Source organism: Rhizobium sp. NZLR11 (assembly GCF_019685115.1).
Classification (GTDB): Bacteria; Pseudomonadota; Alphaproteobacteria; order Rhizobiales; family Rhizobiaceae; genus Rhizobium.
The window spans coordinates 18,290-43,947 of record NZ_JABDWD010000035.1 but is presented as its reverse complement, the minus strand read 5'-3'; the positions used below and the strand labels follow the sequence as shown (position 1 = coordinate 43,947).

The 25,658-nt window shown below is 61.7% G+C and carries 24 protein-coding genes and 2 pseudogenes; 15 read left to right on the top strand and 11 right to left on the bottom strand.

Annotation, left to right across the window (positions count from 1 at the left end; genetic code table 11):
• Window positions 1-203 (top strand): annotated as a pseudogene (locus HJB83_RS32470) (IS110 family transposase); the annotation flags it as partial.
• Window positions 204-296: 93 nt separating this feature from the next.
• Here the strand turns inward: HJB83_RS32470 and HJB83_RS32465 are convergent.
• Window positions 297-1,190 carry a LysR substrate-binding domain-containing protein gene (locus tag HJB83_RS32465; RefSeq protein ID WP_221133221.1) on the bottom strand — a complete coding sequence of 298 codons (894 nt, stop codon included), beginning with the start codon at window positions 1,188-1,190 and terminating at the stop codon, window positions 297-299.
• Between the two features lie 215 nt (window positions 1,191-1,405).
• Between HJB83_RS32465 and HJB83_RS32460 the strand changes: the two genes are divergently transcribed.
• Window positions 1,406-1,792, top strand: a complete 387-nt coding sequence (locus HJB83_RS32460) for an ectoine synthase (protein WP_207583189.1) — start codon at window positions 1,406-1,408, stop codon at window positions 1,790-1,792.
• 217 nt (window positions 1,793-2,009) lie between these two features.
• Window positions 2,010-2,624 (top strand): 2'-5' RNA ligase family protein, encoded by a 615-nt coding sequence (locus HJB83_RS32455; RefSeq protein ID WP_207583188.1) that lies wholly within the window; start codon window positions 2,010-2,012, stop codon window positions 2,622-2,624.
• A 38-nt stretch (window positions 2,625-2,662) separates the two neighbouring features.
• Here the strand turns inward: HJB83_RS32455 and HJB83_RS32450 are convergent.
• Window positions 2,663-2,758 (bottom strand): annotated as a pseudogene (locus HJB83_RS32450) (LuxR C-terminal-related transcriptional regulator); the annotation flags it as partial.
• Between the two features lie 55 nt (window positions 2,759-2,813).
• Window positions 2,814-3,215, bottom strand: a complete 402-nt coding sequence (locus HJB83_RS32445; RefSeq protein WP_207583186.1) for a thioesterase family protein — start codon at window positions 3,213-3,215, stop codon at window positions 2,814-2,816.
• Window positions 3,216-3,404: 189 nt separating this feature from the next.
• Between HJB83_RS32445 and HJB83_RS32440 the strand changes: the two genes are divergently transcribed.
• From HJB83_RS32440 to HJB83_RS32430, 3 genes are all read left to right on the top strand, one after another.
• Window positions 3,405-4,340, top strand: coding sequence for a histone deacetylase family protein (locus HJB83_RS32440; RefSeq protein WP_207583185.1), 936 nt, complete (start codon window positions 3,405-3,407; stop codon window positions 4,338-4,340).
• A gap of 2 nt (window positions 4,341-4,342) precedes the next feature.
• On the top strand, window positions 4,343-4,594 hold the full coding sequence (locus HJB83_RS32435) for an exodeoxyribonuclease VII small subunit (RefSeq protein ID WP_221133220.1): 252 nt from the start codon (window positions 4,343-4,345) through the stop codon (window positions 4,592-4,594).
• Between the two features lie 148 nt (window positions 4,595-4,742).
• Window positions 4,743-5,510: an SDR family NAD(P)-dependent oxidoreductase gene (locus HJB83_RS32430; RefSeq protein ID WP_207583184.1), complete on the top strand. Its 768-nt coding sequence runs from the start codon at window positions 4,743-4,745 to the stop codon at window positions 5,508-5,510.
• Between the two features lie 35 nt (window positions 5,511-5,545).
• On the opposite strand, the gene HJB83_RS32425 is transcribed toward HJB83_RS32430, so the two are convergent.
• Window positions 5,546-6,088, bottom strand: coding sequence for an AAA family ATPase (locus HJB83_RS32425; RefSeq protein ID WP_221133219.1), 543 nt, complete (start codon window positions 6,086-6,088; stop codon window positions 5,546-5,548).
• Between the two features lie 130 nt (window positions 6,089-6,218).
• On the opposite strand from HJB83_RS32425, the gene HJB83_RS32420 reads away from it, so the two are divergent.
• Together HJB83_RS32420 and HJB83_RS32415 are read left to right on the top strand one after the other, a co-directional pair.
• Complete coding sequence (locus HJB83_RS32420; protein WP_311044504.1) at window positions 6,219-7,067, top strand: PhzF family phenazine biosynthesis protein; 849 nt, start codon at window positions 6,219-6,221, stop codon at window positions 7,065-7,067.
• A 99-nt stretch (window positions 7,068-7,166) separates the two neighbouring features.
• Entirely contained in the window at window positions 7,167-8,090 is a 924-nt protein-coding gene (locus HJB83_RS32415) for a pirin family protein (protein ID WP_207583181.1), read from the top strand.
• 44 nt (window positions 8,091-8,134) lie between these two features.
• Here the strand turns inward: HJB83_RS32415 and HJB83_RS32410 are convergent, their stop codons facing one another.
• Window positions 8,135-10,111, bottom strand: coding sequence for a phospholipase D-like domain-containing protein (locus HJB83_RS32410; RefSeq protein ID WP_221150624.1), 1,977 nt, complete (start codon window positions 10,109-10,111; stop codon window positions 8,135-8,137).
• Between the two features lie 286 nt (window positions 10,112-10,397).
• Between HJB83_RS32410 and dxs the strand changes: the two genes are divergently transcribed.
• On the top strand, window positions 10,398-12,314 hold the full coding sequence (dxs, locus tag HJB83_RS32405; protein ID WP_221150623.1) for a 1-deoxy-D-xylulose-5-phosphate synthase: 1,917 nt from the start codon (window positions 10,398-10,400) through the stop codon (window positions 12,312-12,314).
• 267 nt (window positions 12,315-12,581) lie between these two features.
• On the opposite strand, the gene HJB83_RS32400 is transcribed toward dxs, so the two are convergent.
• Window positions 12,582-14,528, bottom strand: a complete 1,947-nt coding sequence (locus HJB83_RS32400; protein WP_207583178.1) for a methyl-accepting chemotaxis protein — start codon at window positions 14,526-14,528, stop codon at window positions 12,582-12,584.
• Between the two features lie 235 nt (window positions 14,529-14,763).
• Window positions 14,764-15,756: a DUF4424 domain-containing protein gene (locus HJB83_RS32395; protein WP_221117819.1), complete on the bottom strand. Its 993-nt coding sequence runs from the start codon at window positions 15,754-15,756 to the stop codon at window positions 14,764-14,766.
• A gap of 92 nt (window positions 15,757-15,848) precedes the next feature.
• On the opposite strand from HJB83_RS32395, the gene HJB83_RS32390 reads away from it, so the two are divergent.
• Window positions 15,849-16,634 carry a TlyA family RNA methyltransferase gene (locus HJB83_RS32390; RefSeq protein ID WP_405049182.1) on the top strand — a complete coding sequence of 262 codons (786 nt, stop codon included), beginning with the start codon at window positions 15,849-15,851 and terminating at the stop codon, window positions 16,632-16,634.
• Complete coding sequence (locus HJB83_RS32385; RefSeq protein ID WP_207583175.1) at window positions 16,631-17,881, top strand: class I SAM-dependent RNA methyltransferase; 1,251 nt, start codon at window positions 16,631-16,633, stop codon at window positions 17,879-17,881. The genes HJB83_RS32390 and HJB83_RS32385 overlap by 4 nt, the downstream gene beginning before the upstream one ends.
• A gap of 52 nt (window positions 17,882-17,933) precedes the next feature.
• Here HJB83_RS32385 and HJB83_RS32380 read toward each other — a convergent pair whose 3' ends face one another.
• Window positions 17,934-18,392, bottom strand: coding sequence for a helix-turn-helix domain-containing protein (locus HJB83_RS32380; protein ID WP_207583174.1), 459 nt, complete (start codon window positions 18,390-18,392; stop codon window positions 17,934-17,936).
• An 87-nt stretch (window positions 18,393-18,479) separates the two neighbouring features.
• Between HJB83_RS32380 and HJB83_RS32375 the strand changes: the two genes are divergently transcribed.
• Together HJB83_RS32375 and HJB83_RS32370 are read left to right on the top strand one after the other, a co-directional pair.
• Window positions 18,480-19,298 carry an oxidoreductase gene (locus tag HJB83_RS32375; protein ID WP_221117821.1) on the top strand — a complete coding sequence of 273 codons (819 nt, stop codon included), beginning with the start codon at window positions 18,480-18,482 and terminating at the stop codon, window positions 19,296-19,298.
• Between the two features lie 149 nt (window positions 19,299-19,447).
• Window positions 19,448-20,452: an MBL fold metallo-hydrolase gene (locus HJB83_RS32370; protein WP_207583172.1), complete on the top strand. Its 1,005-nt coding sequence runs from the start codon at window positions 19,448-19,450 to the stop codon at window positions 20,450-20,452.
• A gap of 36 nt (window positions 20,453-20,488) precedes the next feature.
• Here the strand turns inward: HJB83_RS32370 and HJB83_RS32365 are convergent, their stop codons facing one another.
• Window positions 20,489-21,244 (bottom strand): crotonase/enoyl-CoA hydratase family protein, encoded by a 756-nt coding sequence (locus HJB83_RS32365; RefSeq protein WP_207583171.1) that lies wholly within the window; start codon window positions 21,242-21,244, stop codon window positions 20,489-20,491.
• An 11-nt stretch (window positions 21,245-21,255) separates the two neighbouring features.
• Window positions 21,256-23,034, bottom strand: coding sequence for an acyl-CoA dehydrogenase (locus HJB83_RS32360; protein ID WP_207583170.1), 1,779 nt, complete (start codon window positions 23,032-23,034; stop codon window positions 21,256-21,258).
• Window positions 23,035-23,248: 214 nt separating this feature from the next.
• Between HJB83_RS32360 and HJB83_RS32355 the strand changes: the two genes are divergently transcribed.
• Both HJB83_RS32355 and HJB83_RS32350 read left to right on the top strand, forming a co-directional pair.
• Window positions 23,249-24,244: a transporter gene (locus HJB83_RS32355; RefSeq protein WP_207583169.1), complete on the top strand. Its 996-nt coding sequence runs from the start codon at window positions 23,249-23,251 to the stop codon at window positions 24,242-24,244.
• A 248-nt stretch (window positions 24,245-24,492) separates the two neighbouring features.
• On the top strand, window positions 24,493-24,756 hold the full coding sequence (locus HJB83_RS32350; RefSeq protein ID WP_164009858.1) for a DUF982 domain-containing protein: 264 nt from the start codon (window positions 24,493-24,495) through the stop codon (window positions 24,754-24,756).
• A 244-nt stretch (window positions 24,757-25,000) separates the two neighbouring features.
• Here the strand turns inward: HJB83_RS32350 and HJB83_RS32345 are convergent, their stop codons facing one another.
• Complete coding sequence (locus HJB83_RS32345; RefSeq protein WP_207583168.1) at window positions 25,001-25,507, bottom strand: BA14K family protein; 507 nt, start codon at window positions 25,505-25,507, stop codon at window positions 25,001-25,003.
• Between the last annotated feature and the right edge of the window lie 151 nt (window positions 25,508-25,658).

Below are 25,658 nucleotides of genomic sequence, written 5' to 3'. Positions count from 1 at the left end.
GCGGCGGCCGCGGCAAGGTGCGGGCTGTGCTGTTCATGGCCGCCCTCGTCGCCAGTCGGTACAACCCCGACCTCAAGGCCTTCCGCGACCGTCTGGTCGCGGCCGGCAAGCCCAAGATCGTCGCAACCGTCGCAACTATGCGCAAGCTGCTCACCATCCTCAATGCCATCATCAGGGACGGACGACCATGGCAAAACGCTTGACAAATAAGACAGTCGCTCTCCCCTCAAACAGTCTCTCGCTCTGCGGCGCCGAGTTACAGCGCAGAGTATTTTGTCTCGGACTGCTGTCGTCACTTATTCAATGATCGGCGGACCAGCGGATCGGCATTCCTGCATGAACCACTCGGTAAAACGACGCACCGGCTTTTTCGCCCACGAACTGGTGATCAGGTAATATCCCTGGGTCTCTGCCGTCGCGATATCAGAAAGCACGACGAGGTCGCCGCGATCGATCTCTCGCCGAAACACTTCGACCGGGCATAATGCCACCCCATGCCCGGCGATCACCGCCGTCGCTAGAATGTTGAAGTCCTGAAATATCGGCCCCCGAACCGGCACGGGCGCCTTTATATCAGTCTTTCGAAACCATTCTCTCCAGCCATCAGCGGATTCGTCGTGCAGCAGGTCGGCCGCTGCAAAGGGAACGCCGCCGACAGCCCAATTCCGCTTGGCCAGATAATGAACGCTCGCCACCGGCTGGTTGCGGCGGGAGAAAAGCAGGCGGCTCTCACGCCCGCCCGACAGGTCTTCTCCCATGGTAATCAGAACATCCAGGCTTTCGTCATCGAAGCGCTCTTCCGCTTTTGCATAGACGATCCTGACGTCGAGGTCGGGATCGCTCTCCCGGAAAGACGGAAGCGCCGGAACCAGCCAGCGCGACGCGATCGAAGGAATGCATCCGACGGTGATCGAACGCATATTGTGGTCTCTGCGCATGTTGCCCGTTGCATGAGCGATGGCTGTCAATGAGCCCGAGATGGCCAGATAATATTCGCTGCCCGCCGGGGTCAGCGCAACGCCGCGCCCGGATTTTTGCAGCAGCTTGCGTCCCAACCACGCCTCCAGATGTTTGAGCTGATGACTGATCGCCGCATGGGTCACATGCAGTTCGTCTCCGGCCTTTGACAGACTCATGAGCCGGGCGGTCGCTTCGAAGGCTCTCAAGGCATTCAGGGGCGGCAGCTGCATATGTTCAAATTCCTCACATGACAGACAGGATTCATCATCCGCTGGAAATGTAAAAGCCCATCCAGATCTTGTTCGCGATGCGTCGAATTCAAACACGACATGTAATTTATTCTAACAGATTTCTCAATTTTGATCATTTGAAGCAAGCATGGATTCCAGTGCCTAATGGATCATGGAGATCAGAAACATCTCCGTCATTCGCGAGAGGAAAGAACATGTTTGTGAGAAGCCTGAAACAAGTGGAGCAGACCGAGCGCTTCGTCGATTGGGGCAATGGCACAAGCCATCGCCTGCTGACCAACGATGACGGGATGGGATTTACGGTCTGCCACACTGTCGTCCGCGCCAACACGCAAGCCCTGCTGCAGTACCGCAACCACCTGGAGGCCTGCTATTGCATCCAGGGCGAAGGCGAGGTCGAGGATATGGACGGGTACGTCTTTCCGATCCGCGTCGGCGACATCTACGTCCTCGATCAACATGACCGTCACTATTTGCGGGGCGGCAAGGACAAGGACCTTATTCTCGTCAGCATCTTCAACCCGCCCCTGAAAGGGACGGAACGTCACGATCTGAACAACGGAAGCGGTTCCGAATACTGAGCCAGGCGACCCGGGCCAGGCGACCCGGGCCAGGCGACCCGGGCCAGGCGACCCGGCAGGAGGGCGCTGCAATCTTCTTGATCGGTTTCAAGACTTCACATCATCGTCGATCTCCGGCAGATGCCTGTCACCTTGGCGAACCGTTTGGCGATGTGATAGCAAGTATCGGGATGCACGCTCCCAGCGCGGCGTGGCGTGTTGGGTGGAGAGGCCTGCCGTGATCCACACGAAGATCGATACGCTGTGGTTCAAGCGCTGCTGCGCGTTTCACTTGCAGTTTCTTCCCGACCGCGAGACGCGGTCAAAGCTCTGCGACTTGCAAGACAGTATCAAGCGAGACAGCGCCGCGCCGCTCTCACGCGTTCCGGCAACAAGCCTGCACATGACGGTCGTCACCCTGGTCAACGCCGCGGCCCAATTCAGTATTCCAAACGATGAGGTCTGGAAGCGGAACGGGGAAAGCTGGACGGAGATCGTCGAGAGGCTGGTCGAAGAGACCCCACCATTTGACATTCATTTTCACGAGGTGGCGGCTTCGCAAGCTGCTGTTTTCGTCAAAGCGGAGGAGCCGGCGGAATTGCGCAGGCTTCGCTCGGCCATTTCACAGGCCATCGGCTTCGAACAGTGGCGTCCAACCCCGCCCCGCATAGCGCATATAACACTGTTCAGGTTTTTTGCCGAAGAGCCGGTGCCGGCGGTCAACTTCGACGCCGGTTCTTTGCCCAAGGAAATGCGGGTTGGATCCGTTACATTGCTGGAAGAGCGCGTTTATCCAAATGTCGAGATCAATATACTCAGCGAACCGCTCCTCCGGGGCACAGCCGCGGAATAGTCACTCCGGCTGGTTGAACAGCTCTGCTTTGGCGCCATTCAACGCATCAACAGCGACACCAGGCCGGTCCGGGAGTTGACCCCAAGCTTGGAATAGATGTTTCTCAGATGGGTTCTGACCGTCCCAAATGCAACGGAATTCACATGGTAATCTTAGATGAAACGGCCGCACACGCACTGATGACGGACGTTAGTCCAAAAATCGATAAAGCCAATCCCGCGTTTCCTCCGGCAGAGACACCGGCTGCTGATCCTCTTGGGCGCGGGCCTGCCAGATAATCTCCACCTCGGCGGCGCGCTCCTCGCCGGTGTCGATCGAAACGATGAAGCCGATGGAGCGGACGCCGATCTTGTCGACGGCGGCCGTGAAGATTGCCGGCTCGTCATAGTGCAGCGGACGGTGGAGAATGCAGGAAATCTTGGTGGCGCTGTAGATCGGTTCGTCGTCGATATCGGGACGCGACGACCAGAAGCTCGCAATGACGGACTCGGCGTAGGAAATATAGGAGGCCAGAAACATCTGGCCGGTCATATCGACATCGCGAAACGGCACATGTATTTCCGCCACACCAGGGCGTTTCAACTGACTCATCAACAACTCTGCCTACAGAATTCCCCATCAGCGACAGTAGCGACGGGGTTCGGCGAAGTAAACGCCGCATATGACAGGAATTGCAAGGCGGCGGACGGTCGGACGGCGCGAAGACAGCGCTTGTTGAAATCATCGGGCGATGCCCCATCTGCTGTGGAACATGACGTAAGCGACCGATAGAGTGTCTTCATGAGCACCCGTCTTTATGAACACCCGATCTTCCTGGAACATGTGACGCCCGCCGGTCATCCGGAGCGATCGGACAGGATCCGCGCCATCAATGTCGCGCTGGAACATCCGAATTTCGAGCGGCTGGAGCGCCGGCAGGCGCCGCAGGCGAGTGAAGATGCGGTGCTGCTTGCGCATCCGGAGGAACATCTTGCCGCCGTGATGCGGGAGATTCCCGAGGAAGAGGGTGAGATCAATCAGCTGGAAGCCGATACCTATGCCAGTCCCAAAAGCCTGCAGGCGGCGCTGACCGGCATCGGCGGAGCGATGGCAGCGGTGGACGACGTCTTTTCCGGCCGGGCCGACAATGTCTTCGTCGCCGCCCGCCCGCCGGGGCACCATGCCGAGAAGATGACGGCGATGGGCTTCTGCTTCTTCAACAATGCGGCGATCGCCGCCCGCCATGCCCAGAAGACGCATGGCGCCGAGCGCATCGCCATCGTCGATTGGGACGTGCACCACGGCAATGGCACGCAGGATATCTTCTGGGACGACGCCTCGGTGCTGTTCTGCTCGACGCATCAGATGCCGCTCTATCCCGGCACCGGCGCCAAGGACGAGAAGGGCAAGCACAACACCATCGTCAATGCGCCGCTTTCGCCGAATGTCGGCAGCGACCATTTTCGCGAGGCGTTCAAATCGCGCGTGCTGCCGGCGCTTGACGATTTCCGGCCGGATCTCATCATCATTTCGGCCGGCTTCGACGCCCATCACCGCGATCCGCTGGCGCAGATCAACCTGACCGGCGAGGATTTCGACTGGGCGACCGGGCGCGTGCTCGAACTCGCCGACCGGCACGCGAAGAACCGGGTCGTCAGCCTGCTCGAAGGCGGTTATGATTTGGAAGGCCTCGCCGAATCGGCGGGCATGCATATTCTGCGAATGATGAAGGGTTGAGAATGACTGACAGCGCCAAGCCGGAGGTATCCGGCCTTTCCTTCGAAAAGGCGGTCGCCGAACTCGAAAGCATCGTCGCCCGGCTGGAACGCGGCGACGTGGCGCTGGATGAATCCATCGAGATCTATGAGCGCGGCGAAGCGCTGAAGAAACATTGCGAGACGCTGCTTTCGGCCGCCGAGAACCGCATCGAGAAGATCAGGCTCGACCGCGCCGGCAACCCGCAGGCCGTCGAGCCTCTCGACGGGGCCTGAGGCCTGATGTATGTCGCCCGGAAGTGTGCCGCGGTTCCGGGATACGACATGCACGAAAACAAGTAGCAAAAGCCCCTTTTGAAGGCGCTTGGCGATCGGCTTGCGATCGATCTATGATCCCCTTCGAGAACCATGAGGGGACAGAAAAATGACGGACAGATTGAAGGGCAAGGTCGCCATTATCTCGGGCGGCGCGACCGGCATGGGCGGTGCCGCCTCGAAGCTCTTTGCGGCCGAAGGCGCGCGTGTCGCGATCATCGACCGCAACGGGGAAGCGGCTGATGAGACCGTCAAGCAGATCCGTGATGCCGGCGGCGAGGCCGAATGCTGGACGGCCGATGTCTCTGATGAAACCGCCGTCAATGCCGCCGTCTCAGGCGTGGAGGAACGCTACGGCGCGGTGACCGTGCTTTTCAATCACGCCGGCACGATCGTCATCAAACCCTTCCTGGAAACGACGCTTCAGGAATGGGACTGGCTGCACGCCGTCAATGTGCGCTCGATGTTCCTGATGACCAAGGCGGTGCTGCCGAAGATGATTGCGAGTGGTGGCGGATCGATCGTCTGCACCTCGTCGATCTCGGCGGTCGCCGCCACGCCGATGGAAGTGCTCTACGACACGACCAAGGGCGCCGTGCATATGTTTGCCCGGGCGATTGCAGTAGAATTCCGCGACCGCAATATCCGCTGCAACGCCGTCTGCCCCGGCTTCATCCGCACGCCGCACGGCCTGCGCGAGGTGGCCGACCTGCAGGCGCTCGGCGTCGATGTTTCCGATGCCGCCATCGCCGCGCAGCAGGGGCGGATCGGCGAGCCAGAGGATGTCGCGAGAGCGGCACTTTATCTCGCCAGCGACGAATCGAACTTCGTCAACGGCGCCCATCTCTTCGTCGACAACGGGTTTACGGCGATCTGAAACCGGCTCCGCGACAGGTGGCCGGAAAGTCTGCCTCACCTACTGGCAACCTCGATGTCCACAGGCAGACTGCCGGCCAAACGCGTCACTGCCTCACGATCCGACAGCAACCACTTCGGACCGGGGAATGCTGAAAACAATCGCGCATGCGCGTCGAAGGAATTCCAGTTGTTTGCTCGGATTCGGTACTCCGCCACCCACTTGAGAAGGTCGACAAACTGCGTCTGGGTCCCCCCGCCCTGAATGCCCCTTTCCTTGATATTGGCGATGCACACCTCGTCGGGCAGATCGATCCAGATCAATGCGGTCACGCGGTCGAGGGCCATGTTCACCAATTCGCCATAGACCCCTTCCATAACCCAGCGATCCGTTTCGGCCGCCGCGTTGACCATCGTGTCTCTTCGCGTCCTGTCGCGAGCGATGCCATAGCCACCCGGCTCCCAATGAATATCGTCAAGATGAATAAGGGGACGACGGAGCCGCTCGCCAATGCGATGGGCGAGCCACGTCTTGCCGGTCCCACCGTTTCCCATCATGAAAACGCGTTCGAAGGTTGCCGATGCACTGCCAAATTCCATTCCCGCCTCGTGAAGATTCGACGATGTCACCAGGTTTACGTAATATAAACGGGAATATTCTGACTCACGCAAATCAACACTGGCGAACTCCGTTGCGCAAATGACAGGTCGATCAGCGAGGCAACTACGGGTGCAGCACAACATTTCAAAATATGTATTCCAACAGGTCGATGTCTTCTCCTCCCAGCCCTTGAAGGGTAACCCTCTCGCCGTCGTCGTTGGCGCAGACGCATTGACAGACCGCCAGATGGCCTCTTTCGCCAATTGGACGAACCTCAGCGAGACGACGTTTCTTCTCCAACCGACGACGGGGGATGCCGACTATCGCGTCCGCATTTTTACGCCGGCCCGCGAGCTTCCATTCGCAGGGCACCCCACCTTGGGGAGCTGTCATGTATGGTTGGCGTCCGGCGGCAAATCGAAAGGAAGCGAGATCGTGCAGGAGTGCGAAGCAGGTCTTATCCGCATTCGTCAGGACGGTGCCCGGCTCGCCTTCGCCGCCCCGCGTCTGAACCGCTGCGGACCGGTCGAGCCAGAGATGCTGGCGCGGATCGTCAAGGGATTGCGTTTGGCGGAAGACGCGATCGTCGATGCGAACTGGGTGGACAACGGACCGGGCTGGATGGCGGTGCTGCTGCATTCGCGAGAGGACCTCCTGGCCTTGCGCCCGGATTTCGGTGTCATATCCGGATTGCGGGTCGGTGTCGTCGCGCCTTGGCATGCTGCGGAAGACGGGCGTGACGCCGATTTCGAAGTCCGTGCCTTTACCGCTGCTGGTTTTGAAGACCCCGTCACCGGCAGCCTGAATGCCGGTCTCGCCCAATGGCTGATCGGAAGCGGCATCGCGCCCCGCGCCTATGTGGCCAGTCAAGGCACGGTTCTAGGGCGAGCAGGCCGCGTCCATGTGGAACAGGTTGGTGGCGAAATCTGGATTGGCGGGGCTGTGACAAGCTGCATCGAAGGCACCGCCATCCTTTAGGCTTGCGCTCGACATCGATGGCTTGAAAGGCGGCGATGTTGGACGCGCGGCGTTTTAGGCACTATTTGTGGTCGATACGCTAGCGATCGGAGATCCGTCATGTCCTTCTTTCCCGGTAAAGATCCCCTGCCCGGCGATGCCTTCGCCTGCGATGCGATCGAGAACCTGATCATTCCGCGCACCAGCGATATCGGCGGGTTCCAGGTGCGGCGGGCGCTGCCCACCCGGCAGCGGCGGCTGGTCGGGCCGTTCATCTTCTTCGACCGCATGGGGCCGGCGATCCTGAAGCCGGACGAGGCGCTTGATGTGAAGCCGCATCCGCATATCGGCCTGTCGACGGTCACCTATCTCTTCGACGGCGAGATCCGCCATCGCGACAGCCTCGGCACCGAAAAGGTCATTCGTCCCGGCGATATCAACCTGATGACGGCAGGCCGCGGCATCGTGCATTCGGAGCGCACGCCCGACAATCTGCGCGGCCATCCGCTGCTGATGTCGGGGCTGCAGACCTGGCTGGCGCTGCCCGACGACAAGGAGGAGATCGATCCCGCCTTCGCTCATACGGAAAAGTCTGACATGCCGCTGATCGAGACTCCAGGCGTGCGTGGGCGCGTGGTCATCGGCTCGTTCGAAGGCATGACATCGCCGGTCGGAGTTTTCTCCGACACGCTCTATGTCGATCTCAGCCTGCAGCCGGGCGCGACATTTCCCTTCGGCGCGGCGCATGAAGAGCGCGCCGTCTACGTGCTCTCGGGCGAGGTCGTCATCTCGGGCGACCGTTTCGCCGCCGACCAGCTGCTGGTCTTCAGGCCCGGCGATCCAATCACGCTCGAAGCCGGCAGCGATGGCTGCCACCTGATGCTGTTCGGCGGTGCGGCGCTCAATTCGAAACGCTATATCTGGTGGAATTTCGTTTCCTCCTCGAAGGAGCGGATCGAAAAGGCCAAGGAGGAATGGCGGACCGGCCGCTTCGATATCGTTCCGGGTGACGAGGAGGAATTCGTGCCTTTGCCGGAGAGGTGACGGCAGCCGCGATGCGCCACCGCCGTTGACCTGCCACCTGAATTTCAACCCGCGAAATATCGGGTCAGCGCTCCCTTGGTGCGGTTCACGTAGCCATCCTGCCAGCTGTCGTCGACGTTGAGAAAACCCGACCGGCCCTTCTTGCCCTGGCGCTTCAATTCCGCCTCGACGGCGCGGAAGCGATAGTGATCATAGACATCGAGGATGTGGACGGCATAGGCCTCGGCGAGCGCGCGGTCGCCTTTGACGATCAGCATGTTTTCGTCATTGGCATAAGAGGCTTTGAAGCCGAGATTGTGGCTGCCGAGGACGACGACGCACTCGTCCGACAGAGGATCGATCACCAGCACCTTGTCGTGAATGATGGCGCCCACCTTCTTGGCGGTCAGTTCCTCGGCGCCGAAATCCGCCAACAGCTGGCGGTCATCGATGCGCGACGCCCGGACGATCGAGACATTGGCCTCGTCGAAAGTGTGGGGCGAGACAGCCTCTTCATCGTCGTCGGGATCGTCGGGGTCGTTCTCCTTGCCGGCGACGTAATTGGGCATGGCCTGGGCGCTTGAAACTGCGCCGGTAACGATCAGCTTCTGATCCTTGAGGGCGATATCGATCGCCTCGCCAACGATGCAATCCCTGCCCGACTGACCGGGATAGAAGGCAAGAAACAGCACAGCGTGCTCGGCACGGCGCATCAGACGGTAGACTTCACGAAGATCGGGCGGCGTTGCCTTGCCCTTTTTGCGGCTCTGCATGTTCGGCGAGAACCACGCTTCGACCGAAGCTCCATCGTCGGACGGGACGAGAGAAGGCGTTTCGTTCGAGCGCCGGAATTCCTTGCTCTGCTGGTTGTCGGGCATGCCGTCGTCGAATTCGATGGGAGCTTCCAGCGTCGCATTGTCTTCCAGCATCCGCCCCCAATAGGCGACATAGGCTGCGGCCACCGCATCGTTTCTGACGATCAACGCATTGTTGGATTGGCCGGCAAGCCCCGTGGCCGTCCAGTTGGTGCTGCCGGTGAACACGCTGCGCGGAGCGCCATCCGGCGGTATGTGCACGACGAATTTATTGTGGCCGATCTGGCTCGAATTGTTGAACATCCGGTGGTGAATCTCGACGCCTGCATCGATCAGCGCCTGGCGTGCATGCGCATTGCGCACATCCCAGGCGTCCCCGACCTTTCCGGTATTGGCGAGGATGACGCGTAGCCTGTCCTTGTTGGCAAGCAGCAGGGCCAGCAGTTCCTCATCCTCCAACTCGTAGAGGGCGACAAGGAAGGCGCCTGATGCATTCATGAATTCCTTGAGCATCGGAATGACATCGCCGGCAAGATATTTGCGGATGCCATTCGCCGGATTGGAAATCATCTCGATCAGCTCGTTCGGCTGCTTTACGCCGTCTTCCAGCAGGACGTTTCGCAACCATTGGGCAGCGAGAATGCCATTGGTGAAGGTGGATTCGAACTGGCCGCGCTTGCGCGTCACATGGACCTGGTTGGTGGAGATGGCCGGCCCGAGATAACCGAGCGGCCGCGGAGGACCGTCATAGGCCTTGACCGCGATCTTCTCATAGGTGCCGTCATTTTTCTTGATCGGCTTGCCGTTTTGGTCCTGCTTGTTGATCTCGACGAGCTCAGGCGTCGGATCGGGTGCGGCCTGCATGCCCGGCTTCAGATCGCCAAGCGGACGGATTTCGTAACGTACGCGAACCTCGTCCGGCCGCCTTTTCATTTCGTTGCGCCGTTTGCGCAGCGTCAGGTCGCGCCAGGAGAGCTTCTGCACCGGCCAGAGCGACGTCGTTTGCGGCAGCCAGTGAGGATTGCGCTGTCCCTTGAAGGCGACCCATGCCGCGCAGGTCACGCGGTCCTCGCTGCCATCGGGTCTATTCGACACGCTGCCCTGCTCGTCGAGATAGACGCGGACGACTTCGAACCCGAGGCATCCGTCGATCTTGGCGTCGATGTCCCAGGCGAGATAGGCGACCTCGTTGTTCACATAGGCATGCGCTGCAACAATCGTTCCCATGACCCGTCCCCCAGTCAGCGCGGCAACATTGCTACCATTCCGTGTCATATTCAAGCTGCTAGCGAGCCCTCGCCTGTTCGATCGGTCGGGCTGGAAAACTGGGCGGGACCCGGCAAGATCAGGCGAGTGCAACTCACGGAAATAGAACGTGATATCTCCCGAAACCGCTCACACTTTTTTCCGCCATGCTCTAAGGTGAAAATCTTCGGTTCCTGAAATGCACTTGTTTTGCCGCAATCTAATCGAATAAAGCGAAACAAGGAAAAGCAAGAAAGAGCGCCCGCCCGTGACACAACTGCCGAAGACCCCCCTGCTCGACCAGGTCATCTACCCCGCCGACCTGCGCAAGCTCGAGGATCGCGAGCTGCCGCAGCTCGCCCGCGAAGTCCGGGACGAAATGATCGATGCGGTGTCGCGCACCGGCGGCCATCTTGGCGCCGGTCTCGGCGTCGTCGAATTGACGATCGCCATCCACAACGTCTTCAACACGCCTGACGATCGGCTGATCTTCGATGTCGGCCATCAATGTTATCCGCACAAAATCCTCACCGGCCGGCGCGACCGCATCCGCACACTGCGCCAGGAAGACGGACTTTCCGGCTTCACCCGCCGGGCCGAGAGCGAATATGATCCCTTCGGGGCGGCGCATTCCTCGACCTCGATATCGGCCGGCCTCGGCATGGCGATCGCCGCCGATCTCGATAAAGCAGACCGGCGCGTCATCGCCGTCATCGGCGACGGGGCGATGTCGGCCGGCATGGCTTATGAGGCGCTGAACAATGCCGGCGCGCTCGATGCGCGCCTCATCGTCATCCTTAACGACAACGACATGTCGATCGCGCCGCCGACAGGCGCAATGAGCGCCTATCTCGCTCGCCTCGCCTCAGGCCGCACCTATATGGGCTTCCGTGATCTCGGCAAGAAGCTGACGGCCTATCTCGGCAAGAATATCGATCGGGCGATCACCCGCGCCGTCGAGCATGCGCGCGGCTATGTCACCGGCGGCACGATGTTCGAGGAGATGGGCTTCTATCATATCGGGCCGATCGACGGGCATTCCTTCGACCATCTGCTGCCGGTGCTGCGCAACGTGCGCGACAATGGCCGCGGACCGGTGCTGATCCATGTCGTCACCCAGAAGGGCAAGGGCTATCCGCCGGCGGAAGCCGCAGCCGACAAATATCACGGCGTCAACAAGTTCGACGTCATCACCGGCGCCCAGGCCAGGGTCAAGCCGAATGCGCCCAGCTATACCAGCGTCTTTGCCGAAGCGCTTGTGCAGGAAGCAACTCTCGACGACAAGATCGTCGGCATCACCGCCGCCATGCCGAACGGTACCGGCCTCGATAAGCTTGCCGACGCCTTTCCGTCGCGCTGTTTCGATGTCGGCATCGCCGAACAGCATGCCGTGACCTTTGCCGCCGGCCTTGCGGCCGAAGGCTACAAACCGTTCGCAGCGCTCTATTCCACCTTCCTGCAGCGCGCCTACGACCAGGTCGTGCACGACGTGGCGATCCAGGGACTGCCGGTACGTTTTCCGATCGACCGCGCCGGCTTCGTCGGCGCCGATGGGCCGACCCATGCCGGCTCCTTCGACACCGCCTTCCTCACCACCCTGCCCGGCTTCGTGGTGATGGCGGCGGCCGACGAGGCCGAACTCAAGCATATGGTGCGCACGGCTGTCGCCTATGATGCCGGGCCGATCTCGTTCCGCTATCCGCGCGGCGAAGGTGTCGGCGTCGACATGCCGGCGCGCGGCGAAATCCTGCAGATCGGCAAGGGCCGCATCGTCAAGGAAGGCACCAAGGTGGCGCTGCTCTCCTTTGGCTCACGGCTTGCCGATTGTCTGCTGGCCGCCGAAGATCTCGATGCCGCCGGGCTTTCGACGACGGTTGCCGATGCGCGCTTCGCCAAGCCGCTCGACCATGATCTGATCCGCCAGCTTGCCCGCCACCACGAGATGGTGATCACCGTCGAGGAAGGCTCCATCGGCGGCTTCGGCAGCCAGGTGATGCAGTATCTTTCGAGCGAAGGCCTGCTCGACAACGGGCTGAAGATCCGCTCGCTTGTCATGCCCGATATCTGGATGGAACAGGCCAAACCCGAAGCAATGATCGCCCATGCCGGCCTCGACCGCGCCGGCATCGTTTCGACGGTGTTCAAGGCGCTGGGGCGCGGCGTTGCGGTTGGGGTTGCGGGGTAGTGATTTGGATGGGGGCTTGCTTTGTCGGCCCTCTTTGACGGCGTGCCGTTCCGCCCCCCTCGTCCGCCTGCCGGCACCTTCTCCCCGAGGGGAGAAGAGATTTGCGGCAACGTCGCGATTCCCCCTTCTCCCCTTGGGGTGAAGGTGCCCGTAGGGCGGATGAGGGGGCCGCGAGCTCCACAATGGCCATATCACCATGAAAAAGGGCGGCGCATCCACTGCACCGCCCTCTGCATTTGACGTCCTCTTTCGAAGAAGAGCGCCCTCTCAGAACTCCGTCCAGTCCTCCTGCACCGCAGCTGCGGCCGTTGCCTGCCTGCCGCCAAAGGCCTTGGCCACCGTGCGGGTCAGGGCGCGGGCTGGCGAGGCGACCGGGCGGGCGTTGGGGGCGGCGACGGTGGCGCGCGATGCTGCGGCATCCGGCCTCGTCTGGCCGAGCTTAAACTGGCGCAGCAATTCATCCAGCGCACTTGCTTCTTGAGCGAGCGCATGGCTTGCCGCGGTCTGCTCCTCGACCATGGCGGCATTCTGCTGGGTGCCCTGGTCCATGTTGTTGACGGCGGTGTTGATCTCCTGCAGGCCGATCGACTGTTCGCGGGTGGCGGTGACGATGGCGCTGACGTTACGGTTGATCTCCTGCACTTCGGCGACGATCGCTTCCAGCGCCTTGCCGGTCTCGCCGACGAGGGAGACGCCGGCAACGACCTGTTCGCCCGAGGTGGTGATCAGCGCCTTGATCTCCTTGGCCGCCTTGGCCGAGCGCTGAGCAAGCTCGCGCACTTCCTGAGCGACGACGGCAAAGCCCTTGCCGGCATCGCCGGCGCGGGCGGCTTCGACGCCGGCGTTCAGAGCCAACAGGTTGGTCTGGAAGGCGATGTCATCGATGACGCCGATGATGTTGGAGATTTCGCCCGAGGACTTTTCGATCTGCTGCATGGCGGAGACCGCCTTGCGGACGACTTCGCCGGATTTTTCGGCACCAAGGCGGGTGCGCTCGACGAGATTGCCGGCATCCTCGGCGCGCTTGGCGCTGTCGCGGACGGTCGTCGTCACCTGCTCGAGCGCTGCGGCGGTCTGTTCGACGGCGGCAGCCTGCTGTTCGGTGCGGTGGGCGAGATCGTCGGCGGCCGAGCGGATTTCGCCGGCGCCGGCATTGATCGCCGAGGCGTTGCGGCCGACTGATTGCAGGGCTGCCTGCAGCTTTTCGACGGCATGGTTGAAGTCATTGCGCAGGCTGTCATATTGCGGCGCAAACGGCGTCTGGAGACGGCCGGCCATATCGCCATTGGCAAGCTCGGCAAGGCCGCCCGCCAGAGCGTCGATGGCATGGCGGATCTCGCCTTCCTCGCGGGCCTTCTGCTCGTCGCCTGCCCGGCGCTGGCGTTCGGCGTCATCACGCATGCGGTCGGTCTCGCCGGCAAGGCGCAGCTTCTCGATCGCCGCCTGCTTGAAGACCAGCACCGACTGGGCCATGCGGCCGACTTCGTCGCCGCGGTCGGTCGCCGGGACCTCGATATCGTGCTCACCGCCGGCGAGGCGATCCATGGCTCCGGTCATGCCGACGATCGGGCGGACGATGGTGCGCGACATCAACCAGGCGAGCACGGCGGCGGCGAGCGAGGCGACGATACCGCCGGCAAGCAGCGTCGTCTTCAGATCGCTGTTGGCATCGGCGCGGATTTCAGCCAGCGCATCGGACTTTTCGCGGGCGCTGGCCTTGATCTTGGCCGAGGCCTGGCGGAAGCCGTCGAGCTGGCCCTTGGTGGCGTTGACGCCGATCTTGATGATCTCTTCGATCGGCATGTCGGTTTCCTTGCGCGCCTTGGTCTGCGGCTCGGCAAGTTCATGGAAATAGAGGTCGGCGGCCTTCTGCATGCCGTCGATCATCTCGACCAGCTGCGGCTCGGCTCCCGCCGTCTGCCTGGCGGCGGCAATCGCCTTCAGCATGCGCTCGCGATTGGCGAAGACATCGCCATAGGTGCTGTCGCTGCGGAACAGGATAAAGCCGCGCAGGTTGACGGCCTGCTCGAGCATCGCCTGCAGCGCATCGTCGATCTGGTTGACGAGCAGCTCGGACTTTTCCTGCTCGGCTGACGCTGACGCCGACGCCGTCGCCTTGGAATAAACGAAGGCGGAGACAGCGACGAAAATCAGAATGAGGGCTGCGAACGTGGCCGCAAGCTTCCCGTTCAAGGATATGTTTTTGGCGGACATCGGTGAATTTCTCCTGACGACAGTCGACGCGGCGAAAGGCCGGTCGCGCGCGAGTCGCAACCGCAAGGCCTTTTTTGAATTGGGAACATGATCGGCGTGCAGACGCCTTTGCCTTCATGGCACGAAGCGGTTCAAATGAACCGCCGCAATCGAACCGAACCTATGCGGGCGGGCTTTAAATTTGTTTAAATTGTGCGCCGCAACAAAGATCAGGGCCGTGATTAAAATGCTTAAATCAAGGCTGCTTCGGTTCCGCTTCCGGCGGATTGAGGACGAGGATGTCGAAGTCCTTGGCGGGATCGAAATCCTCGGCGGTCATCCGGAAGGTCGTCGGGCCGATTTTCTCGACGTTGCTGCCGCAGAAGCTGATGAGACTGCCGGGCTTGCCCTTGTCGATCGTCAGCTGGAAGCGCCGGATCGGTCCCGCCCAGTTGGCGCCGGTCGACAGCACATAGGAGATCCAGCTTTCGGTATAGTTGGCGCCGCCGGCCTCGGCTTCCCGGACATGCTGCTGGGCAACCCGGACGAAATCTGCGTCGAGGCAGTATTTGCGGGAATATTCCTCGAAGCGTTCGCCCTTCGGCTCGCCGTTTTCGAGAAAGCTGATGGCGACGGTGCCGCCGACGGCCGGCTGGTAGCGATGCTCGACGCTGACCTTCTTTTTGGCCGGAAAGGTGGTGCGCCACCAATAGGTCGAGCGGAGCGTCCAGAGCGGCACGACATCGGCGTCGGTCATGGGATAAATCAGGCCGCGGGCGATCCAGTCCTTCCGGACGGTTTCGGGAAGCTTGGCGAGCGCGTCGCGGGTCTTCTGGCTGTAAGGCAGGACGGGAATGCCGTTTTTGGCCAGCTCGTCGGTGACGTCGATGCCGAGCGAGACGACGCGCTGCTGCAGCTTGGCGGTGATCGGCCTACCATCCTGCACGGTGGAGAAATGCAGGAAATTGTCGCTGTCGTAGTCGGAGATGGCGGAGTTGTTGTCCACCTGGCCTGATATATCGGGCATCGGGAAGGCGACCAGGCTTTCGACATCCTTGTCGGACGTATTCTCGAACACGTAGTCGACACGCACTTGCGAAGCGGAGATGAAGAGATTTTCCTCCGCCATGCTGACATCGTCGGACTGGGCAAAAATCAGCCCGCCGGTCTTGACCTCGGCCATGGTGTCGTTCGCCAGCGCGGGGGCTGCGATCCCCGCCGCGACGAGAAGAGTGAAGAGCTTCAGCATAAAACACCCCCGTGTCTGCGGCCGCCCCGTGATCGCCGCGGCAGGATTATCGCCGAAAGCTTTCGAGGGTCAATGACGCTGTCTGGAACAAAATGCTTGCAACCGGCGGCTTTGCCGGTCATTCACAGCCGATGTCCGATCAAAACAGCCAACGCCTCGACCAACTTCTCGTCTCCCGCGGCCTTTTCGCCAGCCGCTCGCGGGCTCGCGACGCCGTGCAACGCGGCACCGTCAGGATCGCCGGCCAGGTCATAACGAAAGCCGGGGCGGTCTTCGGCGACGACGCTGAGATCGAGATCGACGACCCGGCGCAGGACTATGTCTCGCGCGCCGCGCTGAAGCTTGCCGCAGCCCTCGATCATTTCCAGCTCGATCCCGCCGGCCATCACTGTCTGGATATCGGCGCGTCCACCGGCGGCTTCACCGAGGTGCTGCTGCAACGCGGTGCCGTGCATGTCACCGCGATCGATGTCGGCCATGGGCAGATGCACCCGCGCATTTCAGGCGATCCGCGTGTCACGAACAAAGAAGGCCTCAATGCCCGCAATCTGACGGCAGAGGATATCGGTGATCCCGCCAGGTTCATCGTTTCCGATGTCTCTTTCATCTCGCTGAAGCTGGCACTGGCGCCGGCTCTCGAGATCGCCGAGCCGGGTACTGTCGCCGTGCTGCTGGTCAAGCCGCAGTTCGAGGCCGGGCGCGAAGCGATCGGCAAGGGCGGACTGTTGAAGGATCCCGCGTCGGCTCCCGCCGTCGCTGCGGAGCTTGCGCGCTGGTTCACCGAGGACATGGGCTGGAACAGCCTCGGCCTCATCCCCTCCCCGATTTCCGGCGGCGACGGCAATCAGGAATTTCTTCTGGCAGGATTGAAACCGTGAGCACCGAAACCGTCACGATCGAGAAGCTCGGCGCCCAGGGCGACGGTATCGCCAGCAATGCCGGCGGCCCTGTCTATGTGCCGTTTTCTCTGCCGGGGGAAACGGTGGCGATCGCCCGCGTCAAAAGCCAGGGCACGATCATGTCGATCACGACGCCCTCGCCCGACCGGCAGGAGCCGCCCTGTCGACATTTCGGCCTGGATGGCGTCAACGGCACCTGCGGCGGCTGCACGCTGCAGCATATGGCAGATGCGCCATACCGCGCCTTCAAGCGCCAGCTGGTCATCGATGCGCTGAAATCGAAGGGGCTGACGCCTGAGGTTGGCGAGATCGTTCCGGCCCGGCCGGGCGAGCGCCGGCGCGTGGTGTTTGCGGCGCGCAAGACCGAGAAGGACATGCTTGTTGGTTTCAACCAGGCCGAAAGCCATCATATCGTCGCCATCGAGGAATGTCCGATCTCGTCGGCAGGGATCATCGCCCGGCTACCGGCGATCCGGGCCATTGCCGCCGCGCTGGCGACCAATGCCGAACCCTTTCGCGTCTCCGTGCTCGAAACGCTTTCCGGCCTCGACATTGCGGTCGACGAGGTGAAGAAACTGTCCGATCCGCAGCGGCGCAAGGCGGTTGAGACCGTGCTCGGCCTGCGCGGCATCGCCCGTGTTTCGCTGAACGGCGAAATCCTCATCGAGCCGTCGAAGCCGCTCGTCGATTTCGGCAGCATTCAGGTTTCACCGCCGCCGGGCGGCTTCACCCAGGCGACCAAGCCGGCGGAAGAAGCGATGGCCGAGCTGGTGCTTGCCCATGCCGGCAAGGCGAAGCGGATCGCCGATCTCTTTGCCGGCTCCGGCACGTTCTCGCTGCGGCTGGCGCGGATCGGCCGCGTGCATGCCGTCGAAGCCGAGGCAAAGGCGCTCGCCGCCCTCGATCATGCCGCCCGCAACACTCCTGGATTGAAGCCGGTGACCATCGAGAAGCGTGATCTCTTCCGCCGCCCGTTGATGACGCAGGAGTTCAAGCCCTATGACGCCGTCGTCTTCGATCCGCCGCGGGCCGGTGCCGAATTCCAGTGCAAGGAGCTTGCCCGCTCAGCGGTGAAGAGGATCGTGGCCGTCAGCTGCAATCCGCTGACGCTGGCGCGCGACCTGGCGATCCTCGTCGAGGGCGGCTACCGGATCACCGGGGTGACGCCGATCGACCAGTTCCTCTGGACCTCGCATGTCGAGGTGGTGGCGACGCTGGAGAAATAGGCGGGCCGCCCGTCGGCTCACCCCTTCCGACAGTGCCGAGGGCGCTATGCCCTCAAGCATCTTTATGGGTTGCCGAATTCCGTTCCTGGCCAGCACTCAGCCGCATTGCCCGCGTTCCGAGCTTTGCACCCGTAACCGCATCGATTGCGATGGGCTCGATCTCTGAGCCCGTTTCGACATCGACATAGCGGGCGAGTTCGCCATCGCAGTGGCGGTGCGCCCAAGCCCCGATCATCATCAGCACCGGCAGGAAATCCCGGCCTGCTTCGGTCAGCAAGTATTCCTCGCGGGGCGGTCGCTCTGAGTAGAGGCGCTTTTCCAGCAGACCGTCGTCGGTCAGCGCTTTAAGGCGCTTGGTGAGCATGGTCGGCACAATGCCGAGGCTCTTCCTGAACTGGTCGAACCGGGTAAGGCCGGTATGTGCATCCCGCAGGACCAGAATGCTCCACGCATCACCCACAGAGTTAAGGCCGCGGGCCACCGGGCACTGGAGAATTGAATTATTTTTCATTGAGTATCTTTTCGATAGTGACACGATATCGAAAAGATAGTAACACAGCGTCAGCCAATGATCCACACCCTAATGAAAGCTGACAGCATGATCGACAGAACCAAAAACATTGCCCTGGTTACCGGCGCTTCCTCCGGCATTGGCCTTGTCACAGCCCAATCGCTGGCGAAAGCCGGCTATCGCGTCTATGGGACCAGCCGCAAACAGGTTGCTGACAAGCCTGGCATCACCATGCTGATCTGCGACGTGACGGATAAGGCCTCGGTGGAGGCTGTGATTGCCGAGATCCTGCAACAGGCCGGCCGGATCGATCTTGTCGTCAACAATGCCGGGGTCGGCCTGCTTGGAGGCGCGGAAGAATCATCGATCGACCAGGCCCAGCGGCTTTTCGACGTCAACCTTTTCGGCGTCGCCCGTGTCGTCAATGCCGTGCTGCCGGTCATGCGCAAGCAGAAGAGCGGCCGGATCGTCAACATGAGCTCGATCCTCGGACTGATCCCATCCCCCTACAACGCCTTCTATGCCTCAACCAAACATGCAATCGAAGGCTATTCGGAATCGCTCGATCATGAAGTGCGCAACTTCGGTATCCGTGTCGTTCTCGTCCAACCCGGCGTCACCAAAACATCCTTCGAGGAGAACCTGACACGCGCAGATCAACCGCTTCCGGTCTACGACTCGGAGCGGGCCCGGAGCGAGGCTCTGATGCGCAAGTGGGTAGCGGCGGGCGACGCGCCGCAGGTCGTCGCCGATATGGTCGTCAAAGCCGCAACCGCCAAGAAGCCGAAGCTGCGCTATTCCGCCGGCAAGCAGTCGCGTCAGGTCCGCTCGCTTCGCCGCTACCTGCCGGAGCGTCTGGTCGACAGCCTGCTGCGCAAGGTCAACGAGCTTCCTGCATCAATCTGACTCTCTATTTTAGAACAGGATTCAGATTTTGAGCCGACACGCTTAAAATCATCCTGTTCTACTGCATATGCGGCGATTCAAAGTGTTACAGCGTCGTTTACGCGTCTGAAAAGACGCGCGGCGCTGTAAGCAAACGAGACCGATTTCGAATGCGCAAGACCAAAAGACGTAATCCCTATTATAACGGCCCGGTGTCCGATCACTTCGACGGCACGCATTTCTTCAATCCCGAAGGTATCGAGCCCCTTGGTTTCCGCGATTTGCTGCGGTGGCAATTCGGCGGTGGCCGTGAGCGTTGGCCGCGGTCGGTGCCAAGTCCATATGCGGCGGCCAAGCCGGATCCACGTGTCGACGGCGAGGATCTACGGGTGACCATGGTTGGCCATGCAACAGTGCTCGTACAGGTCGCTGGGCTCAATATCCTTACCGACCCGGTGTGGTCGGAGCGCGTAAGCCCCTTTACTTTTGCTGGACCCAAACGCGTCGTCCAACCGGGCATCGCGTTCGATGATCTGCCGCCAATCGATCTCGTGCTGGTATCGCACAATCATTATGATCATCTCGATATCGCGACACTCAGGCGCTTGAGCGCCAAGCATCGGCCGCGTGTGGTGACACCACTCGGCAATGACACGATCATCCGCCGCGCCGTGCCCGATATAGAGATGACATCGATGGACTGGGGCGAGCGCATCTCGCACGCCGGCATCAGCATTGATGCGGAGCCGGCACATCATTGGTCCGCCCGCGGCGGCGCCGATCGCCGAATGGCGCTCTGGGCGTCGTTCGCCTTATCGACTCCCGCCGGAAAAATCTATCACGTCGGCGATACGGGCTTTCACCGCGGCATCAATTACAAGGCGGCACAGCAGAAGCATGGTGGCTTTCGCTTGGCGATTTTACCCTTCGGCGCCTATGAGCCGCGATGGTTCATGAAAGGCCAGCACCAGAATCCGCAGGAAGCGGTCATCGGGATGAAGTTGGCAAATGCGGCCTATGTGGCGGGGCATCACTTCGCGACGTTCCAACTGACAGACGAGGCGGTCGACGCGCCGACAAGAGCGCTGCAAAACGCTATGAGCGAACATGATATTCCCCCGGAACGATTCCGGGCGCTCAGGGCGGGCGAGGTCTTCGATGTGCCCAAGCTCTAAAGCGCGTCGCGTCAAACTTGCTTCATCTGATACGGTTTAGCGGCGCATGAAGGCTTCGAAGGCGGCCCGGGCCTCGGCACTTTTCAGACGGGCGGAGAAATGGCGGGCCTCCTCGTCGATGCGGGCGATGATCTCGCCGCTGTCGCTGCGGATGAGATTACGGGCGATGCGCAGCGCCTCCGGCGGTTTGGCGGCGAGCCGAGCTGCGGTCGCCAGCGTCAGCCCATCGACCTCGCCGGGTTCAACCACCTTCCAGATGAGACCGGCGTCCTTCGCCTCGGCGGCCGAGAAGGCTTCGCCGGCGGCCAGCAGGGCGAAGGCGCGCTGGTGGCCCATCAGGCGTGGCGCAACGAGGCTGGAACCCGCTTCCGGCACCAGAGCCAGGTCGACGAAGGGAGTACGGAACTGGCTGCGGCTGGAAGCGATGGTCAGGTCGCAATGGAGATGGATCGTCGTGCCGATGCCGATCGCCAGTCCGTCGACGCCCGAGACCACGGGTTTTTCGGCCTTCACCAGCGCATAGAGGAAATCTAGGATCTCCTGCTCCAGGCCGCTGCCACCGACTGCGGCGACAAGGAAGTCGTTTAGATCATTGCCGGCGGAAAAGCAGCCCTGGGTACCAAGAAAGGCGGTGGCGCGGATGGCGGGATCGGCATCGGCCGCCTTCAGCGCATCGGCCATTGTCCGGTACATGGCGCGGGTGATGGCGTTCTTCTTCTCCGGCCGGTTGAAGCGGATGAGCTGGACGCCAGGGTGGGCGGAAGGCTGCTCGACGATGATGTGATCGGTCATTGGAAATGTCCTCAAGCAAGCAGAATGCGGGCGGCGGCGAGGCTTGCAGCGCCATTCACCACCCGGTCACAAAGGGCTGTGGTCTCGGCCATCAGATTTTCGGCGGCGAAGCGGCAGAGCGCGATGCGGCCCTCGCCTCTGCCATCGCCGCTTTCGGCAAGAGCCCCCTTGGCGAGGTAACAGCCGGTGAGCACGAGGCCGAACAGGCGCTGATAGGGTGTTGCACCTGAGAGCGCCTCGGTGGCCTTGCCATCGGTCAGGATCTTGATGAGCCAGCCGGTCGCCGTTTCGAGATCGGCGATCGCTGTGTCGAGCCTGGCGGCGGTTTCGCCAAGACCACCGAGATTGGAGCGGCGGACATTGTCGGCGATCTCCTTCAGCTCGGCGATGAAGCCCTTGACCTGATCGCCGCCGGAGAGCGGCAGCTTGCGGGTGACGAGGTCGATCGCCTGGATGCCGTTGGTGCCCTCGTAGATCGGCGCGATGCGGGCATCACGCAAGTACCGCGCTGCCCCCGTCTCCTCGATGAAGCCCATGCCGCCATGCACCTGAATGCCGAGCGAGGCAACCTCGACGCCGGCATCGGTCGAAAAGGATTTAGCAATCGGCGTCAGCAGCGCGGCACGCTCCTGCCAGTGACGGCTGTCATCGCCCGCCCGGTGGGACATGTCGATCGCATGGGCGCAGGCATAGGAAATGGCGCGTGACCCCTGCGTCAGCGCCTTCATCGTCAGCAGCATGCGGGCAACATCGGGATGGTCGACGATCGGGCTCATGCCGGCGCCGCTCCAGCCGGGCGCCCTGCCCTGGGTGCGTTCCTTGGCATAGGCGAGCGCCTTCTGGGTAGCGGCCTCGGCGATCGCCACGCCCTGAATGCCGACGGCCAGACGGGCATTGTTCATCATCGTGAACATGCAGGCGAGCCCCTTGTTCTCCTCGCCGACCAGCCATCCCACGGCACCCTTTTCGTCGCCGAACCGGCCGTCGCCATAGATCATCGTGCAGGTCGGCGAGCCGTGGATGCCAAGCTTGTGCTCCAGCGAGTGGCAGAACAGATCGTTGCGGGCACCGAGCGAGCCGTCATCGTTCACCAGGAATTTCGGCACCAGGAAGAGCGAGATGCCGCGGGTGCCGGCCGGCGCATCCGGCAGGCGGGCCAGCACCAGATGAATGATATTGTCGGCCGCGTCGTGGTCGCCCCAGGTAATGAAGATCTTCTGGCCTGATATGCGGTAGCTGCCGTCGGCGCGGCGCTCGGCGCGGGCCTTGAGCACGCCGAGATCGGAACCGGCATGCGGCTCGGTCAGGTTCATGGTGCCGGTCCATTCGCCGGACACCATCTTTGCCAGGTATTTCTGCTTCAGCGCAGCACTGCCATGGGTGCTGACCGCCTCGATGGCGCCCATCGTCAGCGTTGGGGCAAGCGCAAAGGCCATGGAACCGGAATTCCACATTTCCAGCGCTGCGACATTCAGCATATGCGGCAGGGCCTGGCCGCCGAAAGCTTCGGGTGCCGTCAGGCCGTTCCAGCCGCCGGCGATCCAGTTGCGATAGAGATCGCGCCAGCCATCCGGCAGCCGGACCTCACCATCGATCAAACGGGCGCCCTGCCGGTCGCCGATGTCTGCGAGAGGCGCCACTTCCTCTGTGGCAAAACGTCCCGCCTCGGCCAGGATCGCATCGACCAGATCTTCGCCGAGATCGCGGAGCAAGCCTGCTGAAATCGCCTCGCCCATGCCGGCGACATGCTTCAACGTGAACGCGATTTCCTCGACGGGCGCCTTGTACATGGTTTTCCTCCGCAGACGGCCTGCACTTCCTGTATTTGGGCAAAGCCCCTCCGAGGCAAAGGGCTAATTGATTTTTACGTAAACGTCAATTTCGATTCCATTGACTGTCGTGCAATAGTTTGCCCGACATCACAGCCCGGCTCTTGCACTCTTGCACAAATGAACGTCATGAAGAGGCTGTAAGGACATCGCCTTCGCAAGGGATCGGCGACCAATGGATACATTGCCCGTCAACATACCCGGTTTCGTCTGGGCCTATCGCTTCTCGCCGGATGAAAAGACGGCGGTGCGTCTGAACAACAGTGCGACGGTGGCGGACCTCATCGCCGACAATTGTTTCTACTGGCTGCACCTCAACCTTGTTGACGCCCGCGTGCCGGCATTGCTCGAAACGCTCGCCGGACTGACGGAGGACGCGAAATCGGCGCTGACGACGCGTGACACGCACGCGACCATCACCGTCGACGAGCAGATGCTCTACGGCACGCTCGTCGACTGCCAGCGCGATTTCGCCCAGGATACCAACAATCTCGGCTGGCTGCATTTTGCCATGTCCGACCGTTTCATCATCACCACGAGGCTGCAGCCGCTGCGCAGCGTCGAGCGGGCGCGGGCGCTGATCGAAAAAAATCCGGGAAAATTTTCACGGCCGGTCGATCTGTTCGAACTGCTGGTGATCGAGTTTCAGCGCACGCTGATCGCGATCGTCATGGAACTCACCGAAGAGCTGAACCTGATCGAGGATTTTGTCTACGACAATGCGCCGCGCGACGAACGCCGGCGGCTGGCGCCGGTCCGGCGCACCGTCGTCCGGCTGCATCGCCATCTGCGCACGGTGCTGGCGCTGATGCGCCGTGCGGCGGCGGCCGACGACGACGAGATGCCATTCGGCTTCGATGATGTGGCGCGGCGGCTGACAAGCCGGCTGGAAACGGTCGACCACGATATTTACGCGCTGCAGGACCGGGCGCGCCTGCTGCACGAAGAAATCGATTCCAAACAATCCTCCGAGACCAACCGCCACCTCTATCTGCTGTCGATCATGACGGCCTTCCTGCTGCCGCCGACCCTGGTGACGGGCTTCTTCGGCATGAACACCGCAAACCTGCCCTTCGCCGTCGGCGATTACGGCACCGAATACGCCGTCGCCCTCATCGTCGCCTCGATTGCCTTTGCCTGGTGGCTGCTGCGGCGAGTGGATATTCTTTGAATCTGAGAGGTGGGGTGGGCGCTGCTGCCCATCCGCCTGCCGGCCCCTTCTCCCCGTAAACGGGGCGAAGGGGATATGCCGCAACGTCTCCGTCCCTCGCTAACGTCCCCTAAGGGCACGTCCCCTCTCCCCGTTTTTTACAATCTCAGCGATCGACGCTCGGGTAATCCGTTGGTTCATGCCACCACCTCGCTCGGAACGGTTCTTGCACGGTTACTAATGTATTTACCGTGGGGAGACCTAATGTCATGAAATGGTGCACATCCGGAGAGTTCGTCCCTCTGATGCTCGTGGTGAGTGGGCCGGAAAAATACAAGCTCGTCGCAACTCTCGTGCAGGCTGCCGAGATGCTGACCGTTGGCTGGCCGATCGACGATGGAGAAGAATACCTCGTGGCGATTATGGCTTGCCGGGATGCAATACACGGGGAGATTCCGGCTCAGGACGCGCGAGCAGCGCTTATCCGTGCCGCCGACGAAGCTGGCATTTCGGTGATCACCGTCGTCCACTGAGTTTCGCAGCCGATGATGAAATGAGTTCACGGTTTCTTCACGCCACCGCCCTCTCGTTCCGCTGCATGGGCAGGTCCCTGCGCGGCGGCTGGTACGGGCCGGCGTGGGGACTCGGCTTGGTCAACCTTGCCGAGAAAGCCGAATGGACGGCCGCGCGACGCCACGTTTGCCACGTCCCCTCTCTCCGTTTTTTACGGGGAGAGGGTTAGCGTGAGGGCAATGCCCACTTCCTATTCCGGCCTCATTACGGCGAATAGCACTGCTGACGCGGGCCGTTATAGGGTTGGAACGTGTTGTCGTAGGCGCGATAGGACCGATATCGGTTGGCGCACCAGGCGACATGGCCTGAACCCATGCTGGGCGCAGGCTCGACGTAACGCGGTTGCGCGACAATGGCGCCGCCGATGACCGCGCCGGCGCCGAAGGCGGCGAGCGGATACCAGTAGCCGTTGTAGTGGCGATAGCCCGGACGGTAATAGCTGTATCCGCGATAGCCACCGTAATAGCCGGGGCGGTAGCCGCCGCCGTAGCCCGGCCGATAATAGGCGCCCGGCCGATAGCCGGGGCGGTAGTAGCCGCCCGACCCATAACCGGGACGATAGTAGCGGCGGTATTGGACGTTCTCGACGGCGGAGGATTTTTCCACCTGCGGGGCGGTTGGCATCTGGACTGCCTGCGACGGCACGAAGCCTGTCAGAACGACGGCGGCAGCCAGAACTGCGGTCGCGATCTTGTTACTCAAACCGAACATTCTTCTCTCCCATTCAACAGCGATAACCGCCTGTTTAGCAACGCTTTCGTGCCCGAATGGTTCCGAAAGCGGCCGGGGGCCGCTGCTTTCATATCTTTAAAGAAATCGATCTGAACCGGGCATTAACCGCGAGGCCGCCCTCGATAACGGC

Bases quoted from the DNA above. Each gene is read 5' to 3' on its own strand.
- HJB83_RS32465 (WP_221133221.1), bottom strand. From the start codon at position 1,190: ATGCAGCTGCCGCCCCTGAATGCCTTGAGAGCCTTCGAAGCGACCGCC.
- HJB83_RS32375 (WP_221117821.1), top strand. From the start codon at position 18,480: ATGATCGACAGAACCAAAAACATTGCCCTGGTTACCGGCGCTTCCTCC.
- HJB83_RS32440 (WP_207583185.1), top strand. From the start codon at position 3,405: ATGAGCACCCGTCTTTATGAACACCCGATCTTCCTGGAACATGTGACG.
- HJB83_RS32380 (WP_207583174.1), bottom strand. From the start codon at position 18,392: ATGAAAAATAATTCAATTCTCCAGTGCCCGGTGGCCCGCGGCCTTAAC.
- HJB83_RS32400 (WP_207583178.1), bottom strand. From the start codon at position 14,528: ATGTCCGCCAAAAACATATCCTTGAACGGGAAGCTTGCGGCCACGTTC.
- HJB83_RS32345 (WP_207583168.1), bottom strand. From the start codon at position 25,507: ATGTTCGGTTTGAGTAACAAGATCGCGACCGCAGTTCTGGCTGCCGCC.
- HJB83_RS32430 (WP_207583184.1), top strand. From the start codon at position 4,743: ATGACGGACAGATTGAAGGGCAAGGTCGCCATTATCTCGGGCGGCGCG.
- HJB83_RS32355 (WP_207583169.1), top strand. From the start codon at position 23,249: ATGGATACATTGCCCGTCAACATACCCGGTTTCGTCTGGGCCTATCGC.
- HJB83_RS32365 (WP_207583171.1), bottom strand. From the start codon at position 21,244: ATGACCGATCACATCATCGTCGAGCAGCCTTCCGCCCACCCTGGCGTC.
- HJB83_RS32360 (WP_207583170.1), bottom strand. From the start codon at position 23,034: ATGTACAAGGCGCCCGTCGAGGAAATCGCGTTCACGTTGAAGCATGTC.
- HJB83_RS32435 (WP_221133220.1), top strand. From the start codon at position 4,343: ATGACTGACAGCGCCAAGCCGGAGGTATCCGGCCTTTCCTTCGAAAAG.
- HJB83_RS32370 (WP_207583172.1), top strand. From the start codon at position 19,448: ATGCGCAAGACCAAAAGACGTAATCCCTATTATAACGGCCCGGTGTCC.
- HJB83_RS32460 (WP_207583189.1), top strand. From the start codon at position 1,406: ATGTTTGTGAGAAGCCTGAAACAAGTGGAGCAGACCGAGCGCTTCGTC.
- HJB83_RS32425 (WP_221133219.1), bottom strand. From the start codon at position 6,088: ATGGAATTTGGCAGTGCATCGGCAACCTTCGAACGCGTTTTCATGATG.
- HJB83_RS32350 (WP_164009858.1), top strand. From the start codon at position 24,493: ATGAAATGGTGCACATCCGGAGAGTTCGTCCCTCTGATGCTCGTGGTG.
- HJB83_RS32445 (WP_207583186.1), bottom strand. From the start codon at position 3,215: ATGAGTCAGTTGAAACGCCCTGGTGTGGCGGAAATACATGTGCCGTTT.
- HJB83_RS32390 (WP_405049182.1), top strand. From the start codon at position 15,849: ATGCTTGCAACCGGCGGCTTTGCCGGTCATTCACAGCCGATGTCCGAT.
- HJB83_RS32395 (WP_221117819.1), bottom strand. From the start codon at position 15,756: ATGCTGAAGCTCTTCACTCTTCTCGTCGCGGCGGGGATCGCAGCCCCC.
- HJB83_RS32415 (WP_207583181.1), top strand. From the start codon at position 7,167: ATGTCCTTCTTTCCCGGTAAAGATCCCCTGCCCGGCGATGCCTTCGCC.
- HJB83_RS32410 (WP_221150624.1), bottom strand. From the start codon at position 10,111: ATGGGAACGATTGTTGCAGCGCATGCCTATGTGAACAACGAGGTCGCC.